We start from the raw sequence: 22723 nt of genomic DNA, 5'->3' as shown, positions 1-22723 counted from the left end.
TCGGAACTTCGCCGCACGTGATCCGAATGACCGCTTTTCGCCCCGATTCCGCCGTTCGACAGACCTTGAGACGTCCCAAAAGCCGACATTGATTATGAAGTAGCCAAGCGCCAGCCGATTACTTCGGCGTATGTTTTCAAATCCCACGCGGGATGCAGTGCGCTACAATACGATGTTCTGCCTTGGCTTTGGATCTATTCGTTAAACTCAACAACCTCGCACATACTCGATGAGACGGTTCGGACAACACGTGCCAAATCGCTGCTCTTATTGCGAAGGGTAATTACCAACGTGTCGATTGGCCGAGTAAGCGGAATCATGCACCAGCGCCAAGCAACGGCCTTCGCATGGGCGTCCAGGTCCATGAGAGAACCTGACGAAGCTGTCGGATCCGAACGCGCAGATGCATGCTTGAGTGACCAAAACTCATCAAGGCCGTCCAGAATGGTTGCCCACCCTTCTAATCCACGGCACGATTCATACTGGACGATGCGAAGGCTGGCAGTAGATCGCGGGAATGAGCGACGCGTGGCTTCGTCCACGGCATCCCATGTTTCCCACGAGTTGGCTGCGAACGCACGGGCGAGTTGGCTCAGACGGACCCCGCCATCGATGGAGATTGCGTCAGGCGGGACACAATGGAGAAGATCCAAGGGCATGTTGCCGGCTCTGATGGCTTCACGTAGTATTTCATGTTGCACGTCGTGGAGCCGAGCATAGTCGCCATTTGCAACGATGACCCTGCCACCGGGCGCTTGCTTATTTGGCGTGACATGCCACTGGAAGCCTGCCTCCTCTGCAACTGCGTTGAGAAAGCGGCAGAGGCTTGCCTTCATACGTAGGCCTTCGCGAAGGCTCTTGGCCTTAGCTTGTGAAGACTCGACGGCGAGTTGTCCCTGCCAGTTTGTCGGCCTGCCGCGGATCAGTTGAGATACGCCGTCCACCAGAGCGATCTTTCCTGGGCCATAGAGCCTTGCGAGCAAGTCTGCCTCCGGTTGCGGCCAATCCTGCGCCTCATCGACAAGGATGGCGTCGAAGGCGAGGTCAAGAGGGTCGGCGGAAATCGCGCGCGCGACTTCATCTGGCTGGAGCGCTCCTTTCTCGAAGTACCGAAGTGCCTCTGCGCACTTTTCTTCATATTCACCGAAGTCCGGTTCACCGGCCTCAACGATTCCCAGCCGAAATAGCCAGGAATGCATGAAGGACATGACGGTACGCACGCGGATGCCCCCAGCTTCACCATCGCCTGGGATGCCCATTAGAGCGAGCGTCCTTTGGATGTCAGCGGCAAGCGCCGTGTTGTAGGTGAGGACAAGGGAGCGGATTCCCCGTGTTTGAAAGGCCTCGTAGGCAGCTTGCAGCATGAGTATCGTCTTGCCGGTCCCGCCGTTGCCACGGATATGCACGCGCTCGCTTCCGAGGAGCTCTGCAATTTCGCGTGCCTCCAAGGGTCGCGCGGCGATGCGGTCCATGCGCCTGCGGTCAAGGTTGGAAGGAACGAGCGGCGTTAGCAGCGAACTGGAAAGAACGCGCTGCAACGTCTCGTCGTCACCAGACGAGATCACGTATTCGCCGCCATGCTTTCGCAGCTCGCCGACGGTGGCCATCGCCATCAGCAAGGCCGATGCATCAAATTTGGCAGGAACAGCGCCTGCCTGGGGGTGCTGGATACCCCGATGCCGCGGAAGTTCGTCAATGCCTCGGAGGACAAGGCATCTGTAGACATAGGGATTGGTCCCGGTCGTCTCCCGAAGGTATTGGCGCAAGGAATAGAGCTGGGCGTCGTTTTGGTCGGTGGCGCTCTTCCAGCCTTCCTTGTACTTGACGCTAACGCCGCCGGCGACGATCTGCATCGAGCTTGCGGAATGGTCCTTCACCTCGATCGCCGCAACGAAGGATTTCACGCGGACCTTTGCGCCAAGTAGGCTATTGCCGTCCGCGTCCTTTATTGCGGCTTTAGGGATGATATAGCGGCGGCCCGCCAGGAAGCCCACGACGACCACGTCGACGTCGCTGACCTTCTGGCCAGAGAGCTTTACACTGGAGGCAATCTTCACATGGTCTTCGCTGGCTGGCGTGGCCTCTATGCCTGGCCACGTGCGCATGAGCGCGTCGCGGATAAGGAGTGCTGCTTCATGCTCGGGGCTCCCGGGTTCGCCAATAACCTCGATCATGATTGTAGCCTTAGGTAATACGCCGCCATCCGCGAGGCAAAATCACGCATGTCGACGAACTCGGGTTGGACTCCCTTCGACAGCAGCTCGTCCCGTGCTGCCGATTGCTGGGGTTGTAGGTAACCTTCCATCGTGTGCCAAAGTGGATGTCCAAGGACGAGCGCCTTGCGCCCATTCGAGAGGAAGGCAAGGCCGTTCGCATAATCTTCGGTGACAGGCGTGCCTGCATCGGCACAAAGCTTGATGAAAGCCTTGATGGCCGAATCCTCGGCGCTGCTTCCAAGCCACCGTTCCATGGGCAGCGGGTTCTCTAGGACGAGATCGGCCATGTCGAGGGCAAGACGCCAATCAAGTATGCCGTGGCTAAAACGGTTTGCGTAGTTTCGAAGGCAGTCGGGACAAGACCGGTCGCAATCACTTGCGTGATGGTCGGCTTGCCAGTTAGTCGAGACGACTGCGTGGTAGGCAAGCAGGGCTTCTCGTAGGTTCGCAGGATTTGCCGCCCACCTTGAGTATCCTGCGCCGTTCTCAAGTGCATCTGCGACAAACACCTGCTCGGTTTCACAATCATCCTTGCGGAAAGGTTGGCGCCCGATACGGAATTCTCCTGGATCCACGTCAAGGGCGGTGGCAAGTGCGAGTTTCGTGAACTCGGCAAACGAAGCGATGGCGCCGCGCGCTGATGGCTGGTTGCGAACGTCAAGCATCCCTCGCTTGCCGACGCTGGGAGCTCCTTCAATGTAGTAGCTCAGGACGTCAGTGGAGAAGATTGCCCCGATGGCACCACGCGTAAATGGCGTTGCGCCAGAAACGTCATTCCATGGAACTTCCTCGCGGTAGAGGTGCGGATCGCGAACCGACACGCGTTCGTAGGGCTCCTGGAAAAATTCGAAGAGCTGGCCACGATTGTCGTTGACCACCGCGACGGGCCCTTCGCCAAGCGCGATCTTCATCGGCCCGCAGCCTTCGTTGCCGAACACCTGCTCGAAAGCGCGCACGGGGGACGGCAAGGCTGGGCCGCGCTGCCTTTGGCCATCGTAGTCTTTTCGACGAATGGCCGCCAAGAAGCCCTTGGGTTGGTAGAGTGGAAAGGGATTGGAGGGTTGCCCGCAGGTAGCACACGTATCCGAATTGCTTGCCGCGATCGTCCCGCATGACGCATCCGTGCAGCGTGTATAGATAAGCGCCGTGCCGAGCGGCTGTGGCTCATTCTCGACCCCGTTTGGCCCGTCCTTGCGGAAAACGAAGCCGCAAGCGGTATTAAGCTGCTTGTCCTTTGGGATTTCGGCGCCCGGTGAAAACGCCCAGACGGCATGGTCGAGCGGCCGGTCGCTAATGACCACGTCTTCGAGCCGATTCGGCTTGGGGCGATCATGGAATAGGGTTCGCACCTGGGTTGGGAATCCAAACATCGGGAGTATGCCCGCTACGGCCAGCCTGTGGCTCAGCTCTTCTTGGATGAACTGTGTGCTTGCGACGGCGGCGTCGATCGCGGGGACAAGCTCGTTCCTCGCGTAGGCAACAAGCGTGTCGACATTGCCGTCGAGTGGCGTATGCGCCACGAGGCGCGCGACGACGCTCAGCACTTCCGGCGAAGAGGCAAGCCAGGTCGCGATTTCATCCCGGTACGTGCCTGCCCAGGAGTCCTTGCGGCCAAATATGCCATGGATGCTTTCCTCGGTGCGGGCCGGGGCTTGCGGGTGCTGCGCGAATGCGCGCCGCAAGCATTCGGCAGCGACGACCCTGCGCACGATCTCTGGCCTTGAAAGATCGAGCTTTGGTTGCGGGGGAAGGTCCCCCGTCATGCGCTCGGGGTTGTTGAAATAGTATTCGTCATGCGCAGCCCCGCGCGAGATGGTGGCGGCGTAGGAGAATGCTTGTCCTGCACGTCCCGCCCGGCCTACGCGCTGTTGGTAGTTGAATCGTTGTGGCGGCATGTTCGCCATCATGACCAGCTTCAAGGAACCGATGTCGACGCCGACTTCCATCGTGGTCGTAACGGACAAAGCATCAAGCCCATTCACGATCGGCGATTCACCATCCAGGAAGGCCGTGCCCTTGAAGAGCCTCTGCCGGTTTCGTTGCTCCGACATGGGCTTTGTCTGCCCGGTCAACTCCGCTGCGGACAGCCGGTGTGCAGGCTCGCGCGATACCCAAGCGTAGTAGTCCTCGCCCGGATTCTCGACCCTGCTAAATGTCCTGCAATCGCAATGCGGGGTGGTGCAGGCCATTACCGGCAAAACCATGGTGCGCCTTGAGCAAGAATCGCAACGGAATAGCGGTCGCTCACCCCGAGGAACGATTACGAGCTTGAGGCTCGAATGGTTGTTCACCTGTAGAAGCCAGTTGGCATTGATCACGCCACGATCTTGGAGGTGGGTCGAAATGTCGGCCCCAAGTTCCGTGGCATCACGTCCCACGAGGGCCGCAGCTTTTTCAATGTAGGACCTAGCCTTGGCGGGAATGGAAGTTGCTTGCCGTGTTTTTTGCCCAACCATGTTGCGCGAATGGCCAAGTATGCGCACGACATTCGCGATAATGCCATTCGCCACGACCTCGTCGAGGCCGAGGGCGTGCGCGTGGGGACCCTCGACCTCTATGCTGGCAACACCCATGGATTCCAAGTCGCGCCCCGCCCGGTCGAAGAGCGAATAGGCGAGTTGCAAGGAAAACTCTTGCATGAGCCGCGTGCGGCCATCGCTTGCGACTGCCGCCGGCAATGGCTCCCATTCATCCGGCGAGGGGGGATCGAAGAAGCGCCACCAAGGCGACCCGTCATACGTTGCAAGGCTTGCGGCGGGGCCTGCTGGGTTTTGTCCAAGCGCGACAAGCGAACTGCGCATGCCGGCAAGCAACGTGGGCCAGGTCGTACGCGTGTCAGCTATGCCCTTGTCGTGCCATTCTATGAGATCCCTCTCCGCCTTTCCGGCGGCATTCAACTTGGCCAGCTTGACTGCCATGAAGATTCCAGGGGTCCGCGCCTCGGCGGCATCGCGCAGCAGGGCTAAGCCAGAATCAGTATCAGGGTCGCCGAGCACGTGGCTTGCGAGCTCTGCACTTGATGGAATCGCACGCGGCCTGATGCCCGCATAGACGAGTTGCCGCACAAGGTCGCGGAAGTGATTGAGCTCAAGCCCGGCTGCAAGATCCGCTGCGTCGTCACGACTGTCCGTGAACGCGATCATCCGTTCTGGTTCGTCGCCATTGCCTGTTGAGTAGATCGCGCGATCGGCCACGAGCTGGGTCGTTATGTTGAGACCGGTCCTGAGCCCACGTATGGGACTTTGCACGGAGCCGCTAAAAAAGGCCCGCCTGTTCTCCGCCCGGCTATTCTGGTCGCGGCGATGGCTAAAGCAGCAAGGACAGCCTTCGGGCAATGCCGCTATTGTCTCGCTGGCCGCGAGGCCGGTGGGCGGTTTCTGGAAGATGATCCCAGTAGAGTTCGTGGTTGCTCCGCCAATTTGACCGGTAAACGGATCGAATGTTCCTCTCTGGAACCCCATCGTCACCGCCCTGCCAGAAGGGGATGTATGCTGCCACGTTGCCGAGTTGCCTGGCGTAAGGGTGCCGCCAGGCCAATACCAACGATACTCGTCGATCGTACGCTCGTTGACTTGGCTGGCCTTGTCGCTCCCCTCGCCTGTCCGCGTGGCTTCCAGGAAGGTAACGGCGGAGAGCCTGTCGTCGGTGACAGGAACGATGTAGCCGCCAAGAAAGGGTTCCCCACAATCGTAGCAGTAGAGCAGCTCAAGCACTTGCCCGCCGCAACTACACTTCATTGCAGGCGCCTTGAAGAGGCGCCCGAACTTGCGGCGTGGTGACTTGTATTGTTCCTGGACCTCGGTGCATGCGGGGTTCGAGCAAGCCCATATGCCTTGCACTTGGCGCAGGAACATATGCGAGCGGAAAGTCGGGACAGGCGCTTCCCAGCTGCCTTCCTCTAGCTTTGCCGCAGCAAAGAGGACTTCCAGTAGGTCTTCCCTACCCGAGCTGCCGAACAAGGCCTGCGCTATGCTTGAGAGGCGCGCGGGCCGGATGACTTCGACGTCCTCTCCACTTATTGGGTCGCGTGCCAGGGATTTTCCCGCGACTTTGCATGCGGTGGCGATCGCCTCGCGCGGCGAGAACGATTTCCGGAGGGCATCGAATGCTTGCCTCGCAGAGGCTTCATCGCCGTCGAGCAGGGCATCCTTGCCCGGCTCCACCAGCGCGGGGTCTATGGGCAACGGCACGGAGTACTCGCGCGGCTCGCCCTTGAAGATATGGAACGTGCTACGCGGGACGCCAAAGAATTGCTCAAGATACTCCTTGCCGGCTTCGCCATCGAGCGATGCACTGGTCGCGATGCACCGCAATTGCTTGGAGGATGGCGAAAGGCCAAGACGGTCGAGGAGGTTGCGGACCACGAGCGCGACTTCGGTGCCCTGCGTGCCGCGATAGGAGTGCAACTCGTCGACCACGAGCGTGAAGGTGTTCCTCTCGTTCGATCGGAGCCATGCACGGGTCTGGTCAAAGATGGGCGACTCAACGTCGCGCATGAGCATGATGTTCATCATGCTCGTGTTGGTGATGAGGATGTCCGGCGGAGCCGCAATCATGTCCCAGCGCGTTAGCATTTCGCCAATGGCTGGATCTTGGAACTGACTGCATGTTTCGAGGATTTGGCTGGCGCTTGCGCCAGACCGTTCCAGCTGCTCCCGTACCTTCGCGACTTCGCGTTCTATCCCAAGCACTTCATGCCCGGTTTCATTTATACGCGTGCGGTCCCTGGCCATGAGGGTCGGCGGAGGCATGTATGTGCCACCGAGGGTGGCTCCCGTGTATCGCCCAAAGTAGAAGAGAGGCCTGCCTGGGCCATAGCACGCGCGCGCCGCGGCTTGGCGAAGGCGCGAGACCTGATCTTCGACGAGCGCGTTCGTTGGATAGAGTACGAGAGCACGGACAGCCGGCGTGACGTCGCCGATCCCTTCGCGCGAGTGGCTCCAGCTCCTCTGGCTATTCCCGATATCGGCCCGCCACCAGCGGTTCACCTCCCGCCGCGGTGGGTGGCCAATGCGCTCTTGCATTATTCCAGCAATGAGCGGCAACAAAAAGCTTTCCGTCTTTCCGGAGCCGGTGCCCGACGTCACGACAACGTTACGGTTCCCAAGCTCGTCGCCCTTCGTCGCCGTTTCGAGCGATTGCGCCTGATGCTTGCGCAGCTTAATTCCCTGTCCACCAAAAACAACATCGCCAAGGTACCGCCCAACCTCATCGTCGAGGCCAGCGCGCTTGCACACCTCGGCCATCGGTTCGATCGAGGGATATTGCGGGACCGCCTCGATGAGCGGTTCGCGCGCCATGACCCCGTCCATGAGAAGGATCTCCTCACGCTCCGCCATGACGGCGGGGTCGCGAATCCAGAAGGCGGTGTTGTAGTAGCGACGGTAGCCCTCGCGAACATACTCAATGACGCTGATAGGATTTGCGTTTTTCATTCTCCAGGCGTTCCTCGGGATAAAGAATTTTCAAGACCGATGCGGCGACCTCGCGAGGCACGTCCTTGTAGATAGCCGTGCCGCGCCCGCGAGCCGGAAGCTCACCGGAGCAAGCGACAAGAGCGCGCTCGAGCAGCCCCGGTGGCTCGCATCCGAGGGTCGAGAGGAATTCATGCGTACTCTGGTCGTAGTGGTGGAGCTGCACGCCGGCGGTCCGTGCGGCAAGCAGCTTCGTGACTTGGTAGGGAGCCGCCACGGCGTGCCCCGCCAAGTCAATGTAGGCATAGACTTGCAGGCCGTCATTCCAGCGGTATGCGCCTTCGCCCAAGGCGACTTGCACATCTTTCCAACGCACGGATGCGAAGTCAAAGCGCTGCAGGTTGCGCACGCGCCCCACGGAAATCGGCTGGACGAATTGGCCCATGCCTTCGAGGAGCCCGAATGCAAGGGCAAGCTCCTTACTTGCGCAGGCGTTTACCGTGATTGGCCGCCCGAGCGGATCGCGCACTTCATTCACGGCTTTTGCCGTTGCTTCAGGGTCGAGGCCTTCAATCCAAATACGCGCGGGCTGGCCGGGCACCGCCTCGGTACAAAACTTCGCGAGGGGTTCCACGGCACCTCTGATTGCTAACAAGAGGGAAGGCGAGCGAAAGCCAGAAAGGAACGCCCTTCCCCTCGTCGTGAAGTTCAAGCTTGGCGGAGGCACGCACCATGCCTTTACCGAATTGCTTCCGGGGCGGAGCTCTAAGTCAAGGTAGCCCAGCAAGAATAGCTCGTGCGCCACCTGACGTGGATGCTTTTCGCCCTCGCCCCATGATTCCAAGAGGGATTGGAATCTCCCCCACGAGCCGTGGCCAATGAAGCACAGCGCATCAAGCAGGATGTCGACATCGACCGGGCGAGTCGCACCGCTTGCTGGCGGCGAAAACGGTGAAAGTTGCACGCGCGGAAGCACTGCAGCCTTGTCGCTCGCATCTTTGCACTTAGCGCGATAGATAATCACTTCCCTCCGTTGACAATCGGAGCAAGTGCCCTCGAAGGGCTTACCGGCAGGCGTCTTCGGGGGGACCATCGGGAAGACCGTGACGTGGTAACCTCTTTCAATGCACGTCTTGCTGGAAGCATGCGCTGCAAGTGGCGCTGCGAGCGTTGCCACCTGGCCATCCTCCAAGGCGCCTTCGAGGACCCTGCTACCCGGCATGGGGAGGTCGTGCAGCGCGGCGGGCTGGAGCTTGCCTTTCGTCGTGCAACCCTCAACGCAGGTTGCTGTTCCTGGAATTAATTGGCTTGCGGAAAGCAATGAAAAATATGCAAGCCGGCCTCGGCCATCTTGCCTGGGCGGATGCGGTTGGTCTGCGTTACGGAAAAACAGGTCCCTCGCCACTGGGTTTTCGCTTCCCCGCCATCCACGGACGACGACGCCGCCGCTCGCATCGGCCATTCCTCGCAAGTCCAACGCGCACTCGGACTGCTCGCTCCCCGCGCTGCCAAGGACGCGATCTTCATTGCCTACCGCGATCGCCTCCACGTAGGTGGGGCCAGTCCCCGCGATGAACGTTGCTATGGGGGGCATCCTAGTATGGAAGAAGCCGGGCAGGAGTTGCAGTCCGCCCCTAATCGAAAGCACCCCTTCGTCGCCGAGGGGTACGAGGCATTCGAGCTCCTTCCTTGGCGGCTCGACGAGTTGTCGAACCTGAACGTCTTGATAGAGGACCCAGCCCGGCGGCAGTCCGTCCAGGCCGCTCGATGCCTTCGTTGGCAGCGTGGCGCATGCAGATGCAAGATAGCGATCCACTTGCTGGGGCAGGTTGTTGGCGTCCCGGACCAAGAGCAGGTGGCGAACTGCGAATGCTACGCGTGCAACTTCCATCCAGGCATTCGCCTGCGGGTTCATGGCGAGCGGTATGATGAGTCGTGGTTCCCATGCGATTCCCGGCTCATTGCTGCCTGCGTTGGCTTTGAGCTGCAGGGCACTTGCTAGCTGCCTGTTGCTCTCGCCGAATGGATTCGGCGAGAGCGTCGCGACGTTGCCAAACAGGTCATTGGCTAGGAAAAACCTGCTCGACGTCCCGTGCAGCGAGAAAGGGCCGCGCTCCCCAGGCTCCCCAAGCCGTCCCAAGTGGAGTTCAAGCGAATGACGTGGAAAACTTGGTACTAGGTTGGCGACCAAGGATAGGCGTATCGGGCGGGCGCTCGCTCCATCGCTGGGTCTGCCTTCACGCACGCTCCAGTCGTGGAGTTCAGCGATGGCGGCCTCTGCGACGCGCTCGCGCAGTGTTGGATCGCGCCAGACGCGCTTGAGCCGCGCCGATGGCCCTGATGTCTCCATCCAATGCGCGAGGTAGTGCTCCATGTCCCGGGGTGTGATTGCCTCGCTCCCCGAGAACCCGAATCTTTCGAAGAGGTCGTGGAAATACGGACGGTCGGATGCGCGCACGATTGCTTGCGACATCGCCTTGCCGACATAGCGCCATGCATTCGTTGCCCGTGCCGTGGGCTTGCCCAGCGCGTGGTTGTTCAGTAGCAGCCAATCCGCAAGGCCGTCCCAGAACATGTCAGTAGCGACCCTGCTGCCAGAGAGCACGCCGGGCGGAAGGCCCGTCAGCTGCGAAAGACGCCGGTAGTAATTGTTAGAGGCGAATTCCCCGTCGGCCGCCATGATCGCCGCGGCATGCGAGAGGCAGAAGAGCATCGCCGTGCAAGGCGGCGGCGTTTCCATGCCCGCGCGCTTCCAAGCACGCATGTCCGAGATCAGCCGGGAATACGGATCGTTGCCAGGCCTGAGATAGGATTTGACACAGGCACAAATCTTCTCCTCAACGGCCTCCAGCACGCAGTTAAGCTCGCGAGCAAGGTCGCTCCGCATCTCGTTGTCGAGCGATAGATAGACTGGTTGCCCGCCGAAACGGCCGTCAAAGAATATGGCGTTCAGCCGTGCGTTCACGTGGTAGTATGGATGAAGCGCATCCATAGCGCCTTGCCCCCGTTCCTCACGGGCAAGCCTCGGCCAAATAGCACGAAATGTCTAGGTGAAACCTTGAGTTGATCGCGCCGAGCTAGAGTGACCTGAAGGATTCATAAATACGACGTGCCGTATCTTCCAAATACTTCGGTGCAAGCTCGCATTCCCAAACGATCTTGACGCGCCAACCTAGGTTTTCGAGGGCCTTTTTTACAGCGAGGTCACGCGCAACGTTCCGCTCGAACTTTGCCTCCCAGAATGCGGTGTTGGACTTCGGCATGTTGGCAACCTTGCACCTTTCATGCCGATGCCAGAAGCAGCCATGTACGAACAGAGCGACCTTGTGGCGCGGGAAGACTAGGTCGGGCTTTCCGGGGAGGTCCTTATTGCCGAGCTTATAACGGAGACCAAGCCGGTGGAGTGCTTTGCGTATGGCTATTTCCGGGTTCGTATTTGATGAGCGGATCAACGACATCCGTCTGGAGCGTTGCTGGGGTGTGAGAGTATCAGCCATAGGGGTTCAACACTGTCCGGCATGGCGGGTTCCGTTGTATTGCCTTACGCGAAGAGTTAGGCTTGAGGGTAGGACCGTAGAAATCCCTCAGGTGCATTGCGGACGAACAATCCTCGACGCGAACAGTCTGCCTGCGGGCCACCTTGACTGTTTTTGAGGGAAAGCCGGCGGCCGCTAGTCTACCCTAGTAGTTCCGCTGGAAAAGGGCTTCGTACCCCAGGCGGCCAACGTGCTACCTGCATGCAGCTATGGGATGGTGTTGGCCCTCTTGGCCGAACGCCTCCCTCGCAACCTCAATCTCCTCGAGCGCCCTGCGAAGTGCAGCTCCGATCGCGCGGGCTAGATACGGCGGCACAGCATTACCAACCTGAGTGTATCGTGGACATTCCTTTGTCCGCCGATCGCCGCCCGTCGTAAACTTGCCTTTGAATTGAAACCAGTCGGGAAACGATTGGAGCCGTGCGCTTTCGCGAACTGTAAGGATGCGTGGCTCGGAGTAGTGTAGCACGTCGTCTGGTAGCGTCGTGATGGTTGGCGCGGGGCTAGTCGCTGAAAGCGGATATATGCGGTGCTTCTTCAAACCGTAACCGCGACGCGACTCGTCATCCATGCGAACACCTCGCCGGCATTCCGCAAGGATGCGGGCAAAGCGATCGCGCACATCGTCTCGGTGTCTAGCAAGGCGCATGCTGTTGGGCAACTGGTTGGCGCCGCCGCGCATCAGTCGCTGGTACCCTGTCGTTGCCTCACCGCGGCGCACTTCCAGAAACCCGCGCGGCGATTCGGGATCTTCGCAAGCGTGGAGCGACGCGCCGGTGGTCTCCAGATCTGAAATGGCCTCGGAGGCGGAAATCGTCTCGGCTAGCCCAAGCTCGATAAGCTGCATCTCGCGGGCCTGCTCCAAGAGCGTGAAGACGCGATCAATACCACCATCGAGCCACTGGAGCAGATCTCTCCGCACGCCGATAGCGATGAGTCGCGACCGCTTCTGGGGCACGCCGAAGCGCGACGCATCAAGCAGTACGGCCTGAACGTCATATTCGATCAGGTCCAAGCTTTCCACGAGTTTGTCGTAGAAGGAACGTTTCGTTGGCGCCGGCCCCAACGGAAGTTCCACCACATTAGATGGTCGATGGACGACCCGCATACCGGGTACGTTTTCAAGAATCAGCACATTGGGCCGGATCGCATCAACGGCTTCCACATACTTCTGGAAAAGGAGATTTCTTGGATCATCCGCCACTCGCCGCCCAGCGAAACTGAATCCTTGGCACGGAGGACCACCTGCCAAGACATCAACGATGCCGCGTAATTGCTTAAGCTGGGACAGATGCTCCTCAAGCAACTCCTCAATCCCCCAGGCCCGCTGCTCCAGCCAAGATGGCCATTCGAATTCGAGATCGGCCAGCGGACACTCAGACCTGAAATTTGCTGCAAAGGTTTCAAATGCCATCGCGTCCCGTTCAATGGCAAAAAGGCCTCGCAAGCCGGCTAGGGAGAGTCCCAGCGATAGGCCGCCGCAGCCAGCGAACAAATCTACGAACTTATGAGTCCTCATCCCCCTCACACATCCAAATCCCTGCCCAAACCGCGGCGCGTCAGAAAGGACAAGAGATCCACCCGCCGTTCGTCTATGTGTGGCAACTTACCCATCGCCCTAACTCATATCAACGAACTCCCGTCACTTCGTTGGGGATTGTTGACACTGCTGACTGCGCTCGCGGTGCTGCAAAGACGCGCCCCGCGTAAGGACAGCAAGCTTCTGGGGGCATATCGGTGAGCATGGGAACGACGCCTGAAGGGCGCGCGCAATCGTGGTGACCGGCGCGATCTGAACAAGGAGCTCCGCTGCGGCGGACGAGGACCGGTGCAGACCAAGGACGACGGGACGTACGCTATCTTGCCTGTGGCCGGACGCCGGACGGCGTCACCGGACCACGCCGGAGTGCCTGTGATGCTGCCCCGTGGGTCCGATGGAGAGATGCGCCGCGGCGGCAACGGCGCTGCCAACGAGCAGCCGAAACACCCCGTCGCTGAGCGCGGAGGACTGCACGGCGCACCGGACCTGACGCCGCACACGGACACTCGCGCTGCGGGATGCTGCGAAGTACAATTTAGTAGAAAGAGAAGGAAGCGACGATGCCGAACAGAACTGCGAAAGCACAGCCGATTAGGACTGCAGGATAAAGGGCCGCGAGGTGTGGCTCGGTCGGAGGGCGGGAGAACAAGGCGGCACTGCGAGGTGCACCAAAATAGTGCGAGGTGCACGCGCGTGATTTTCTCAATTCTTCCAAGGAAAGCTGCACATCGCGCGAGATGACCGGCATTCGACTCGGTTGTGGAAATCGATTCGTTAAGCCTTCAGTCTCTGGCGGCATCCCGCTATTTCAGCGTCGCCCGCGCGAGCCCAGCAGGCTGATCTGAAGCCAAGCTGTTCGCGCTTCCCGCCAGTCGTTCTTCAACCCGATGACAGTTTCCAACCATTCGACCTTCTCTCGGATGATCTCCGACTTCGTGCGGTCCCGGGCGGCCATGGTTCTGCCGCCGCGCGAGCTGGAGAATCTACGTCTCTACCTGCTAAGGCTCATCGAAGAGGAGCTGTTGCCGCCGAGGCGCGGGCAGGCGGTCGACTGGGCCCTTGTCGGCGATGAATGCGAGATCGAGCCGAACGTGCTTCTCGCCGCATCCCGGGTCCTGCAGCCAAGCTTCGATGCCATCACGCGTTACCTCGGGCGGCGCCCGAGCAGCGGGAGAACCAGAGCAGCGCCAGCGCGGCACACGAAGAGGGGGCGAGCTAGCGCCCCGGTAGAAGCGCGGCCCGAGGCAAAGCCGGAGAACGTGCGAGCTGATCCGCCTGCCCGCCGCCCCGGCGGCGCGCGCAGAGGCGCGAAGCCGAAACCCATTGTTGAATTCCCAGAGCCGAAGTGGACGAGTTGGCAAGACCCGGAAACGTTTCCTGAAGCCCTGCGGCTACACATGGAACGGCATGGCGACAACTGCTGGTATTTGTACCGGGCCGTGGTGCGCCCCGGGGAATTGTTCGACAGGAAGACGCTGCTGACGTGGATAAGGGGAACTCGGGCGCCGCGGAGCGTTGAGAGCTTGGAGGTGCTCGGCCGGATCGAACGGCGATACCGGCTGCCACCCGGCTATTTCAAGAACAAGCTGCCGAACAAGCAGCACTCCGCATCCGGCCACCAGCCCGCCGGAATCTCCAGCGCTGAGCGGCGGCGGCTGGCGTGGCACCTGCCAGACGATTTCGAGAAGCGATCTTCCGCGGAGCAGGAAGAAATCCTGAACTGGTTCGCTAGGTGATCATCTCGGGTTCGACCGACTACCGCCGCTTCGAGGCAGCGGCCATGAAGCACCGTTTCGCGGTGCGCTTCCCGGGTTTGTTGCAGGACGGACAGGGGCTCGCGCGGAGGCAGGAGCGCTCTGCTCGACCTTGACAACGATGGGGAAACCGACGCGTCGGTCATGACAAGGACGGTCGACGCGCCTGCACGGCTTCGCAGCGAGATGGCGGAGCTGTTGAGCTTCAAGACGGCAACGCTCGCGGCATTCGGGTATCAGCGGCTGGGCGTCTGGGGCCAGGAGACGGCCTCGCAGAAGGTCGAGCATCTCGGCTTGCTCTTTGGTGCCCTGACGGCATCTCCAGGTAGCGCCGTTCGCGGGCGTGGCGTGCCATTGCAATCGCTCACCTTCGGCCTCCTGGTATTCCCGGCCGTATGGGATTGGTATCTGCAGTGGCGGGAGCAGCGGCGCGGCTTCTTCACTGCTTGGGAGGTCGACATGCTGCGGATCGCCATGGCGCTGACGCGGACTGAGACCGGCTGGTTGCGGCAGAGTCCCCATCTCGCCGATCATCTCGTTCCGATTGCAGGGCTGATCTCGCGCGAGGAAATCACGGCCGCCCGGCGTGACTGGAATGCGGCATGCGACGTCTGCCACAAGCATTGCGCCGGCCGCATCAAAGAGGTTCAGCGCGTCGCCAAGGTGCACCGCGATCCGTTCGAGCCGATTCTGGCGGTGCTTGAGGCGGAGAGCCCGGTGGGCGAGTACCGAAAGATCGCGGACGAGATTATGCGATTGATGCCCGACGAGCGGCGCTATCCGCGCAGCGCGGCAGAAGCAATCCGCTCCTTCCTCATGATCCGCCTGGGCCTGCATCTCGGCGTGCGCCAGAAAAACCTCCGGCAGCTGCTGCTATGCCCGAGAGGCGGCACGCCAAGAACGGAACGCCAGCTTATGGACATGAAGCGAGGAGAAATTCGCTGGAGCGAGCGGGAGAGCGGCTGGGAGGTGCTCATCCCGGCAATCGCCTTCAAGAACGCCAATTCATCCTATTTTCGGCAACAAGCCGTTCCGGCTGGTCTTGCCGGATATCGGCGATCTCTACTGCCACCTGGAAGCCTATGTTGATCGCCATCGCGCGCGTCTTCTGGCCGGCGCGGCGGACCCGGGGACCTTCTTCGTGAAGACCGTCAAGACGAGCAGCGCGACGGCTGAGTACGACCAGAACACGTTCTATGAAGCCTGGCGGCTGATCATCCAGCGCTACGGCATCTACAATCCCTATACCGAAAGAGGCGCTATCAAGGGTCTGCTTCCTCATGGGCCACACAACGTGCGCGATGTCCTCGCAACGCACATCCTCAAGAAGACGGGCTCGTACGAGCAGGCCAGCTACGCGATCCAGGACACGCCCGAGACGGTCGCGGAACATTATGGGCGCTTCCTCCCGCAGGACAAAGCTGCGCTCGCGGCCAAAATCCTGAACGAAGTGTGGCTGGCGGCCTAGCAGTGATTTGTTGCTCCCCGTCCAACGACCACATTGTCGATCAGACTGGCCTCTTCAGCCTTACGCCTGGCCCACCGCCGTTTTCTGGAATGAATTCAATTCCAGCATTCTCGAAAGCCAAGCGAATAGCTGAGACTGTGCTCTCCTTCAGGCGCTCACCGCGTTCAAGCCGCGCAATAGTGTCGGGCGAAACATCAGCAAATCGAGCTAGATCTCGCGTCCCCCACCCAAGTGCCACACGTGCCATTTTACATTGGATCGCATTCATTTCGTAGCAGTGATACGATTTCTGTTGATCTAGCCGTCCACTCGGATTACCGTATCTATGATACGATTTGTGCGCGGCTGCTGACGGTGTTGCGACCACCTTCAGCAGCCTGACCACAACCCAAGCTATAAGGAGCTCGGATCAATGGCTGATTCCGACAATACCACGACTTTGCCTTTCGTCACCCGCAGGCGAGTGCTTGCTGGGACGGCAATTGTGCCAATCGTTCTGGCGCCCTCTCATGGCGCGAACGCCAATGCCGTGGCGGAATCAGCCGATCCCGCTGTGGCGCTGTGGCGGCGGTGGGATGCAGCCCAAAAACGGACCGAGCGGCTTTGCCGCAAGCAGCAACGGCTTGAGACCAGGCTTGCAAGAACAATTGGCTTTCCTTGTGCCGTTGTCCGCATTCCCGGCGAAGACGACGTTACGGTGCACTCGCTCGAGGCGCTCAACTGGGTGCTGGGTGATAGGCTGGAAGCCGAAGACATCCGCAACAAGGCGGAGGCGGAGTTTGCGGCACATCAGGCGCGCTGGGATGCCGCCGACCATGAGATCGGTTATTCCGCTGCACTGCAAGCGGAGCTGCGGGCCGGCAAAAGGGCGCAGCATCTGCTGGAAGAGCTGGCTGCGACGGAGGCTCGGTCACTCATGGGGGTGGCGGGCAAGCTCGACGCCGTGCTGCGAACCGGCGAAGCGTGGGAAGAGTGCGACGAATTCCCATGGCCGCTCATCCGTTCCGCACTCGATGACCTGCTGCAGATCGGTGAGAAGACTGCGTCCGCAAATTCCTTCCCGAGCTCCCGGCGCAGACGCACCGCAACATAAGTGGTGGATCTCCCGGCGTGGCAGCCTCTGCTTGCCTCAGGAGGCCGGACGAGAGCCAGCCCGTCAAGGCCGCAGCCGCTTCGCGGTGGCGCGTTCCGCGCCAGCCTTGACCGGCTGCCTCCCGTCCGGCGTATGCTTTGGAAGCAGAAGGTACCGGCGCGAGCGATGTCGCTCCATCTTCGGCGAGCGGTGCCTCCTCGCCTGTTGGCGAGCGAATTGCGCAGGTATTTGCACGCCGCGGTACGACGCGTTGTTTCTGAGACTTCCCGGCCAGCCGCTTTCGCGGCTTCATTCCCGTTCCACCGCAAACGGAAGTGAGGTCGCGATGGAAGAACAGTTGCAGTCCAGTGATGACAGGAACGATCATTCCGACAATACTGCATCAACACCCGGAGAGAAAATCAGGAATGCCGTGCTCGCCCTTGCCCGGCTGATCGGTCGCCGGATCGCGCGCGAGGAGTTCGAGAAGCTTGTCGCCGCAAACGACAACCGGCCAACGCAGCCGCCGGAGGGGCGCCCGCCAGGAACCAACGAGAGCAACACGCACAATACAAGCTAGCCAGACGCAAAGGACGGAACGAGATGCCCGGCGCAGCCCTTTACGCCCGCTACTCCTCGGACAACCAGCGGGAAGCCTCCATCGAGGATCAACTGCGGCTATGTCGCGAGCACGCGGCGCGCGAGGGCTGGCAGGTTGCGGGCACCTATCAGGATGCGGCGATCTCCGGGGCGAGCACAATTCTTCGCCCCGGCATTCAGAAGCTGGTCCGCGACGCGCAGTGCGGGCAGTTCCAGGTCGTGCTGGCCGAAGCGCTCGACCGCATTTCGCGCGATCAGGCAGACGTCGCCACGCTCTTCAAACACCTGAAGTTCGCCGGCGTGACCATCGTCACGCTGGCGGAAGGTGAGATTACCGAGCTGCACGTCGGCCTCAAGGGCACGATGAACGCGCTGTTTCTCAAGGACCTCGCGATGAAGACGCATCGCGGGCTGCGAGGCCGGGTCGAGAAGGGCAAGTCCGGCGGAGGCCTGTGTTACGGCTATCGGGCGATCCATAAGCACGACGCCAACGGCGAACTCATTCGCGGCGATCGCGAGATCGTGCCGGAAGAGGCCGAAATCGTCCGCCGCGTCTTCCGCAAGTTCGCGGCTGGTATGTCACCCCGCGGCATCGCGCGCGAACTCAACGAACAAGGCATCGCCGGCCCTGACGGAAACCTATGGAATGACACAACAATCCGAGGTCATGCCAAGCGCGGAACCGGCTTAATCAACAACGAGCTCTATATCGGCCGGCTGGTCTGGAACCGGCAGCGATATGTGAAGGATCCGGCGACAGGGAAGCGCGTCTCGCGCCTCAATCCTCCGGAGAAGTGGATCGTTACCGAAGTGCCAGCGCTGCGCGTCGTCGATGACGCGCTCTGGCAAGCGGTGAAGGCGAAACAGAACGAGATCGCCGAGAAGCACGCCAAGGTCATCGCCGCGGTACGCGAGCATCACAGGAGGAACCCGCTCGGCAGCATGCAGCGGCCGAAAAGCCTTCTGTCCGGTCTGGTCCATTGTGGTGTCTGCGGCGGGCCATGCTCGTTGCGTGGCCAAGCCCGCTTCGCCTGCTCGGCGCATATCACGAACAGGTCCTGCGGCAACGGCCATACGATCGCTCGCCAAGCCCTGGAAGAGCGCGTGCTCACCGGCCTCAGAGACCGCATCATGGCGCCCGATGCTGCCGAAGCAGCCCTGCGCGCCTATGCCGAAGAGACCAACCAACTTAACCGCGAGCGCCGCGCCAGGCTGGAACGTGCCCGCGCGGAGCTGGCGAAGGTCGATCGGGCAATCAAGGAAATCTTGGATATCATCGAGGGCGGCGGGTATACGCGCCTTCTGATGGATCGTTTACGGGACCTTGAGGTAAAGCAGGACGCGCTGCGCGATGAAATGGCAGGCGCCAGCAATCCACTTCCTGAAATTCATCCAAACGTTGGGCAAATATACCGGCGCAAGGTCGAGCGCCTCGCGGCGGCTCTGCAGCACCCGGAAGATCAGCTGGAAGCGGCCGAGGCGATCCGCGCCCTCATCGAACGCGTGACGCTCATTCCTGGCGCAAAGCGGGGCGAGATGGAGATCACGCTGCACGGCGAGCTTGGCGCGATCCTGGCCTGGCTTGGGGCTGAAGGCGTTGAAAAACCTGGAAACAAGAACATTCCCAGAACAAAACGTTCGGGAGTGTCGGGATCAATGGTTGCGGGGGCAGGATTTCAACCTGTGACCTTCAGGTTATGAGCGTGAAGCCTGCAGCCGTTGCCTCAGCACACAAACTCAGTGGCAGGACTGTATTGGCGGTAGCCCTCCTCCGCTACCACGCGTCCCCCACTATAGCGCGCCTGGGGAAACGCCTTGCCTCCAATCAAGGCGGCTAGCTTGCCTTTGACTTCGATTTCAAAGCCTTCCCGGGCGCCTTTTGGATGTACAGTCACACTATTAACCAATGCCCGAAAGCTCTGGACGAGAGGCCCGCGCTCCTCTGAGGCTGCCGCGTGATCGGCCAATGCCCCGGCAAGCGCATCGACAGTCTCGATGTATCGCTCCAGGGTCGCGGGATGCAGCGTGATCACCGGAGGCTCTGCATCGACTTGGGCGAGCTCCGCGTCGATCTCTTCTCGCTGCTGCTTGAGTTCTGCGATGCGCATTCTGGCATCGTCGTCGCCGATGACACCCCGGATGACGAGATCGACCGTGCGCTGCCGCTCGCCTTCGACGCGTGTCCGCTTCGTCTCCAGCCGTGAACGCCTGTCGGCGGCTTCGCCCGCGAGTCGTCGGCGTTCCTCGTTGTATTTGCGCGCGTAGGCTTCAATCAGGCGGGGGTCCTTGAGCTGCTCCCGCATGCCGTCGAGGACCGCCTTTTCGATTTCCGGGAGATAGATGATCCTGCGATTCGAGCAAGTGCCGCTCTCGCGGACGGCCGAGCAGCGAACCCGTGTCTTGCCGGTCTTGTCGCGATCGTGCACCGACATGCCCGATCCGCAGCAGCCGCAACGCAGCAGCCCCGAGAGGAGGTGCGGTGGCCGGCGCTTCATGTGAGAACCCAGACGTGCTTTCTCGGCCTTGATCTCCTGCGCGCACCGCCAGGTCTCGTCATCGACGATGCGAAGCTGCGGCACCTCGATTACCTGCCACTGATCTTTCGGGTTCGGCCTGGAAAGGCGCTTGCCGGTGTCGGGGTTCTTCACCATCCGCACCTTGTTCCAGACGATGCGCCCGGCATAAAGCTCGTTGAAGATCAGCCCGGCGCCGCGCTGCGCATTACCGTTGATCGTCGAGGCGTTCCAGCGCGCCCCACGCGGCGGCGCGATCCCTTCACGATTGAGCGCCCCGGCGATGTCGCGGGGTGCCTGGCCGGCGGCATAGGCGGAAAAAATGCGCCTGACGACGCGCGCCTCCTCTTCAACAATCTCCAGTTCGCCCGGGCGGCCCGGAACAGGCCGGTAGCCGTAGGCCCTGCCGCCGGCATGTCGCCCGCTGCGCACGACGCCCGCCATACCGCGGCGCACCTTCTTGGCGCCGTCCTCGCGCTGCAACTGGCCGACAAGGCCGCGAAGCCCGACCAAGATCGCATCGGCAGTCCCATCGTGCACGGCCTGGATCTCGATACCGAGGAACGACAGCCGTTTGTGAATGCCGGCCAAATCCTCCATGTCGCGCGACAGGCGATCGAGTGCTTCCACCACCACGACCTCGAAGGCACGCTGGCGCGCCGCCTCCATGAGGCTCATCAGCCCGTCGCGGCCAAAGACGGACGCACCGGAGCGCGCCTTGTCCTCATAGACGGCAACCACATCCAAGCCGCCGCGCCGCGCGTGGGCTCGGCACAGGGCGATCTGGTCCTCGGTGGACTTTTCATTCTGCAGTTCGGTCGAGAACCGGGCATAAATGGCAGCACGTGTCATTTGTCGATCATCTCGCTTGTTTGGCCGGCGCTTTCGGAAGCGGGATCGCGCGGCGCAGGATGGCGGATCGATGCAAGATGATCGCGTCTGGCGTCGGCGACTGCAAGAGCTTCAACGAACGCAAGCATGTCTTTGTCCAACGCGGGCAGCGCGGCGGGTGCCGCAGTGCTGTCCGTCGAACGAGGATCGTTTTTGCCTGACGCCGACTGCATGGCGCCGAGCATGATGATGGCAGAAGGCCAGGGAAGTGGCTCCGCGCCGCCATCGTGGAGCGCGGGTGCTCCGGCGTGCGCAACGGACAACCTGCACGAAGCCACAGAGAGCGTGCTGCCATTGCGGGACCGCAGTGACCACAGCAGTCGCAGAGCGCCGAGGTCGAGAGCGATGCCGCTCGGAGGGGAGCCTTGTCTGCTTCCCCAGCCTTTGCCGGGCCGGAACCAGCCGGTCAAGGCTGGCGCGGCACGCGCCACCGCGAAGCGGCTGCGGCCTTGACGGGCTGGTTCCGGTCCGGCCTGCTGACGGGAAGCAGACAGCGCTCATCCCCGAAGGAGCCCCAGCCTATCCTTCGGAACATTGCCGCGCACGCCGCCTCCGCGCACTGGGAAAGAATTGGCCCGGCGCCAAATGTTCGCCCACGCGAACCAAGTCGTTGAGCGCGGATCTGATTTGTGGCCAGGGAAATTCGGAACAATCCTCCCACGCCTCTCCCGAGCGCAGCACGGCATCCAGCTTGCCGGCAATGCCCGCGAGCGATGTTGCGGGTGTTACTGCCAACGCCTCCAGCAGCTCCGCCGCCTGCTCTCCAGCTTCCCGCTCGGCGCGGAGGGCAGCGGAATAGCCAACCTCCGCGTCGGCGGCGTCCCATCGAGCCTGGTGAGCCGCGAATTCCGCTTCTGCCTTCGCACGGATCGCGTAGAAACCAGGATTCTGGTCAAACAGCTCATCGAGCTCATCGACAGAATGGACGGTGACGCGCTCACCGTCAGGCAGGGAGACGATAACCCGCGGAAAACCGATGCTCCTCGCCAGCTTCGTTTCCAGACGCTGTTGCTTGCGGCAAAGCCGCTCCGCGAGCCTGTGCGCGATCTCCCATTCGCGCCAAAGCGCAAGCGCCGGGTCCAAAAGCTCCTGCTCCACCGCGGAGAAGTGGGCAAGTGCATTGCCCGGAGACGCCCATGTACCGGCCGCGATAACCGATCCAGCAAGCACTCGCCTGCGGGTGACGAAAGACAAACTCGTGGTATTGTCGGAATCAGCCATGATCCGAGCTCCTTGAAGCTTGGTTGTGGTTAAGCTGCTGGCGGTGGTCAGAACACCTTCAGCAGCCTTTTCGCATTATAGGCAGATTTGCGCTTTTTGTGCAAACGAGATCACGTGGACAATGAAAGTGACCCCCGCTCAAATTCGCGCTGCCCGTGCACTTCTCGATATTTCTCAGCAAGAATTGGCGGATCTATCGAAGGTAAGTTTGCGGACTATTGTGCAGGCAGAGCGGGATGCAGGATCGGTATCCGCATCGATCGTCCAGGCCCTTGTGCTTTCTCTCCAGGCGGCTGGTGTCGAGTTCATTCCAGAGAATGGCGGAGGGCCAGGCGTGCGGCTCGCACGCCGAGCGTGAGACAAAGATCCGCCGATCAAGACGGTAACGACCGCTTCGCGCCCGAAGTCAGACACTGATCGGAGCACAACCGCAACCCAGAAGCGGACAAGCGGACGTGCACACACACTGCGGATCCTGCACGTTTGCGCCACAAGCGG

Annotated in this window: 13 protein-coding genes and 1 pseudogene; 5 read left to right on the top strand and 9 right to left on the bottom strand. The window is 61.1% G+C overall.

The features are described 5' to 3' along the window. Positions 1–194: 194 nt before the first annotated feature. From RIN79_RS16570 to RIN79_RS16550, 5 genes are all read right to left on the bottom strand, one after another. On the bottom strand, positions 195–2174 hold the full coding sequence (locus RIN79_RS16570; RefSeq protein WP_309085784.1) for a DNA/RNA helicase: 1980 nt from the start codon (positions 2172–2174) through the stop codon (positions 195–197). Then, positions 2171–7651 carry a DEAD/DEAH box helicase gene (locus RIN79_RS16565; protein ID WP_309085783.1) on the bottom strand — a complete coding sequence of 1827 codons (5481 nt, stop codon included), beginning with the start codon at positions 7649–7651 and terminating at the stop codon, positions 2171–2173. The genes RIN79_RS16570 and RIN79_RS16565 overlap by 4 nt, the downstream gene beginning before the upstream one ends. Beyond that, positions 7620–10622, bottom strand: coding sequence for a hypothetical protein (locus tag RIN79_RS16560; protein ID WP_309085782.1), 3003 nt, complete (start codon positions 10620–10622; stop codon positions 7620–7622). Before RIN79_RS16560 ends, RIN79_RS16565 begins: the two co-directional genes overlap by 32 nt. A gap of 85 nt (positions 10623–10707) precedes the next feature. After that, positions 10708–11127 (bottom strand): very short patch repair endonuclease, encoded by a 420-nt coding sequence (locus RIN79_RS16555; RefSeq protein ID WP_309085781.1) that lies wholly within the window; start codon positions 11125–11127, stop codon positions 10708–10710. Between the two features lie 232 nt (positions 11128–11359). Next, a complete protein-coding gene (locus RIN79_RS16550; RefSeq protein WP_309085780.1) occupies positions 11360–12685 on the bottom strand; it encodes a DNA cytosine methyltransferase in 1326 nt (441 codons plus the stop codon). Between the two features lie 941 nt (positions 12686–13626). Here RIN79_RS16550 and RIN79_RS16545 point away from each other — a divergent pair. Continuing rightward, positions 13627–15928: pseudogene (locus RIN79_RS16545) on the top strand (hypothetical protein). A gap of 40 nt (positions 15929–15968) precedes the next feature. On the opposite strand, the gene RIN79_RS16540 reads toward RIN79_RS16545, so the two are convergent. Beyond that, entirely contained in the window at positions 15969–16196 is a 228-nt protein-coding gene (locus RIN79_RS16540; protein WP_309085778.1) for a helix-turn-helix transcriptional regulator, read from the bottom strand. A 144-nt stretch (positions 16197–16340) separates the two neighbouring features. Between RIN79_RS16540 and RIN79_RS16535 the strand changes: the two genes are divergently transcribed. From RIN79_RS16535 to RIN79_RS16525, 3 genes are all read left to right on the top strand, one after another. Then, positions 16341–17021, top strand: coding sequence for a hypothetical protein (locus RIN79_RS16535; protein WP_309085776.1), 681 nt, complete (start codon positions 16341–16343; stop codon positions 17019–17021). Between the two features lie 325 nt (positions 17022–17346). Next, on the top strand, positions 17347–17580 hold the full coding sequence (locus RIN79_RS16530) for a hypothetical protein (RefSeq protein ID WP_309085775.1): 234 nt from the start codon (positions 17347–17349) through the stop codon (positions 17578–17580). A 23-nt stretch (positions 17581–17603) separates the two neighbouring features. After that, complete coding sequence (locus tag RIN79_RS16525) at positions 17604–19301, top strand: recombinase family protein (protein ID WP_309085774.1); 1698 nt, start codon at positions 17604–17606, stop codon at positions 19299–19301. Positions 19302–19324: 23 nt separating this feature from the next. Here the strand turns inward: RIN79_RS16525 and RIN79_RS16520 are convergent, their stop codons facing one another. The 3 genes from RIN79_RS16520 to RIN79_RS16510 all read right to left on the bottom strand — a co-directional run bounded on the left by RIN79_RS16520 (position 19325) and on the right by RIN79_RS16510 (position 22225). Then, positions 19325–20965, bottom strand: a complete 1641-nt coding sequence (locus RIN79_RS16520; protein WP_309085773.1) for a recombinase family protein — start codon at positions 20963–20965, stop codon at positions 19325–19327. Then, positions 20962–21189, bottom strand: coding sequence for a hypothetical protein (locus RIN79_RS16515; protein WP_309085772.1), 228 nt, complete (start codon positions 21187–21189; stop codon positions 20962–20964). Before RIN79_RS16515 ends, RIN79_RS16520 begins: the two co-directional genes overlap by 4 nt. A 334-nt stretch (positions 21190–21523) precedes the next feature. Next, positions 21524–22225: a hypothetical protein gene (locus RIN79_RS16510; RefSeq protein ID WP_309085771.1), complete on the bottom strand. Its 702-nt coding sequence runs from the start codon at positions 22223–22225 to the stop codon at positions 21524–21526. 121 nt (positions 22226–22346) lie between these two features. Between RIN79_RS16510 and RIN79_RS16505 the strand changes: the two genes are divergently transcribed. Then, complete coding sequence (locus RIN79_RS16505; protein ID WP_309085797.1) at positions 22347–22583, top strand: helix-turn-helix transcriptional regulator; 237 nt, start codon at positions 22347–22349, stop codon at positions 22581–22583. Positions 22584–22723 lie beyond the last annotated feature (140 nt).

The organism is Chelativorans sp., from assembly GCF_031180965.1.
Taxonomy (GTDB): Bacteria; Pseudomonadota; Alphaproteobacteria; order Rhizobiales; family Rhizobiaceae; genus Chelativorans.
This window is presented reverse-complemented; position numbering and strand designations above follow the sequence as displayed.

Bases quoted from the DNA above. Each gene is read 5' to 3' on its own strand.
- RIN79_RS16570 (WP_309085784.1), bottom strand. From the start codon at position 2,174: ATGATCGAGGTTATTGGCGAACCCGGGAGCCCCGAGCATGAAGCAGCA.
- RIN79_RS16565 (WP_309085783.1), bottom strand. From the start codon at position 7,651: ATGAAAAACGCAAATCCTATCAGCGTCATTGAGTATGTTCGCGAGGGC.
- RIN79_RS16560 (WP_309085782.1), bottom strand. From the start codon at position 10,622: ATGGATGCGCTTCATCCATACTACCACGTGAACGCACGGCTGAACGCC.
- RIN79_RS16555 (WP_309085781.1), bottom strand. From the start codon at position 11,127: ATGGCTGATACTCTCACACCCCAGCAACGCTCCAGACGGATGTCGTTG.
- RIN79_RS16550 (WP_309085780.1), bottom strand. From the start codon at position 12,685: ATGAGGACTCATAAGTTCGTAGATTTGTTCGCTGGCTGCGGCGGCCTA.
- RIN79_RS16540 (WP_309085778.1), bottom strand. From the start codon at position 16,196: ATGAATGCGATCCAATGTAAAATGGCACGTGTGGCACTTGGGTGGGGG.
- RIN79_RS16535 (WP_309085776.1), top strand. From the start codon at position 16,341: ATGGCTGATTCCGACAATACCACGACTTTGCCTTTCGTCACCCGCAGG.
- RIN79_RS16530 (WP_309085775.1), top strand. From the start codon at position 17,347: ATGGAAGAACAGTTGCAGTCCAGTGATGACAGGAACGATCATTCCGAC.
- RIN79_RS16525 (WP_309085774.1), top strand. From the start codon at position 17,604: ATGCCCGGCGCAGCCCTTTACGCCCGCTACTCCTCGGACAACCAGCGG.
- RIN79_RS16520 (WP_309085773.1), bottom strand. From the start codon at position 20,965: ATGACACGTGCTGCCATTTATGCCCGGTTCTCGACCGAACTGCAGAAT.
- RIN79_RS16515 (WP_309085772.1), bottom strand. From the start codon at position 21,189: ATGCTCGGCGCCATGCAGTCGGCGTCAGGCAAAAACGATCCTCGTTCG.
- RIN79_RS16510 (WP_309085771.1), bottom strand. From the start codon at position 22,225: ATGGCTGATTCCGACAATACCACGAGTTTGTCTTTCGTCACCCGCAGG.
- RIN79_RS16505 (WP_309085797.1), top strand. From the start codon at position 22,347: ATGAAAGTGACCCCCGCTCAAATTCGCGCTGCCCGTGCACTTCTCGAT.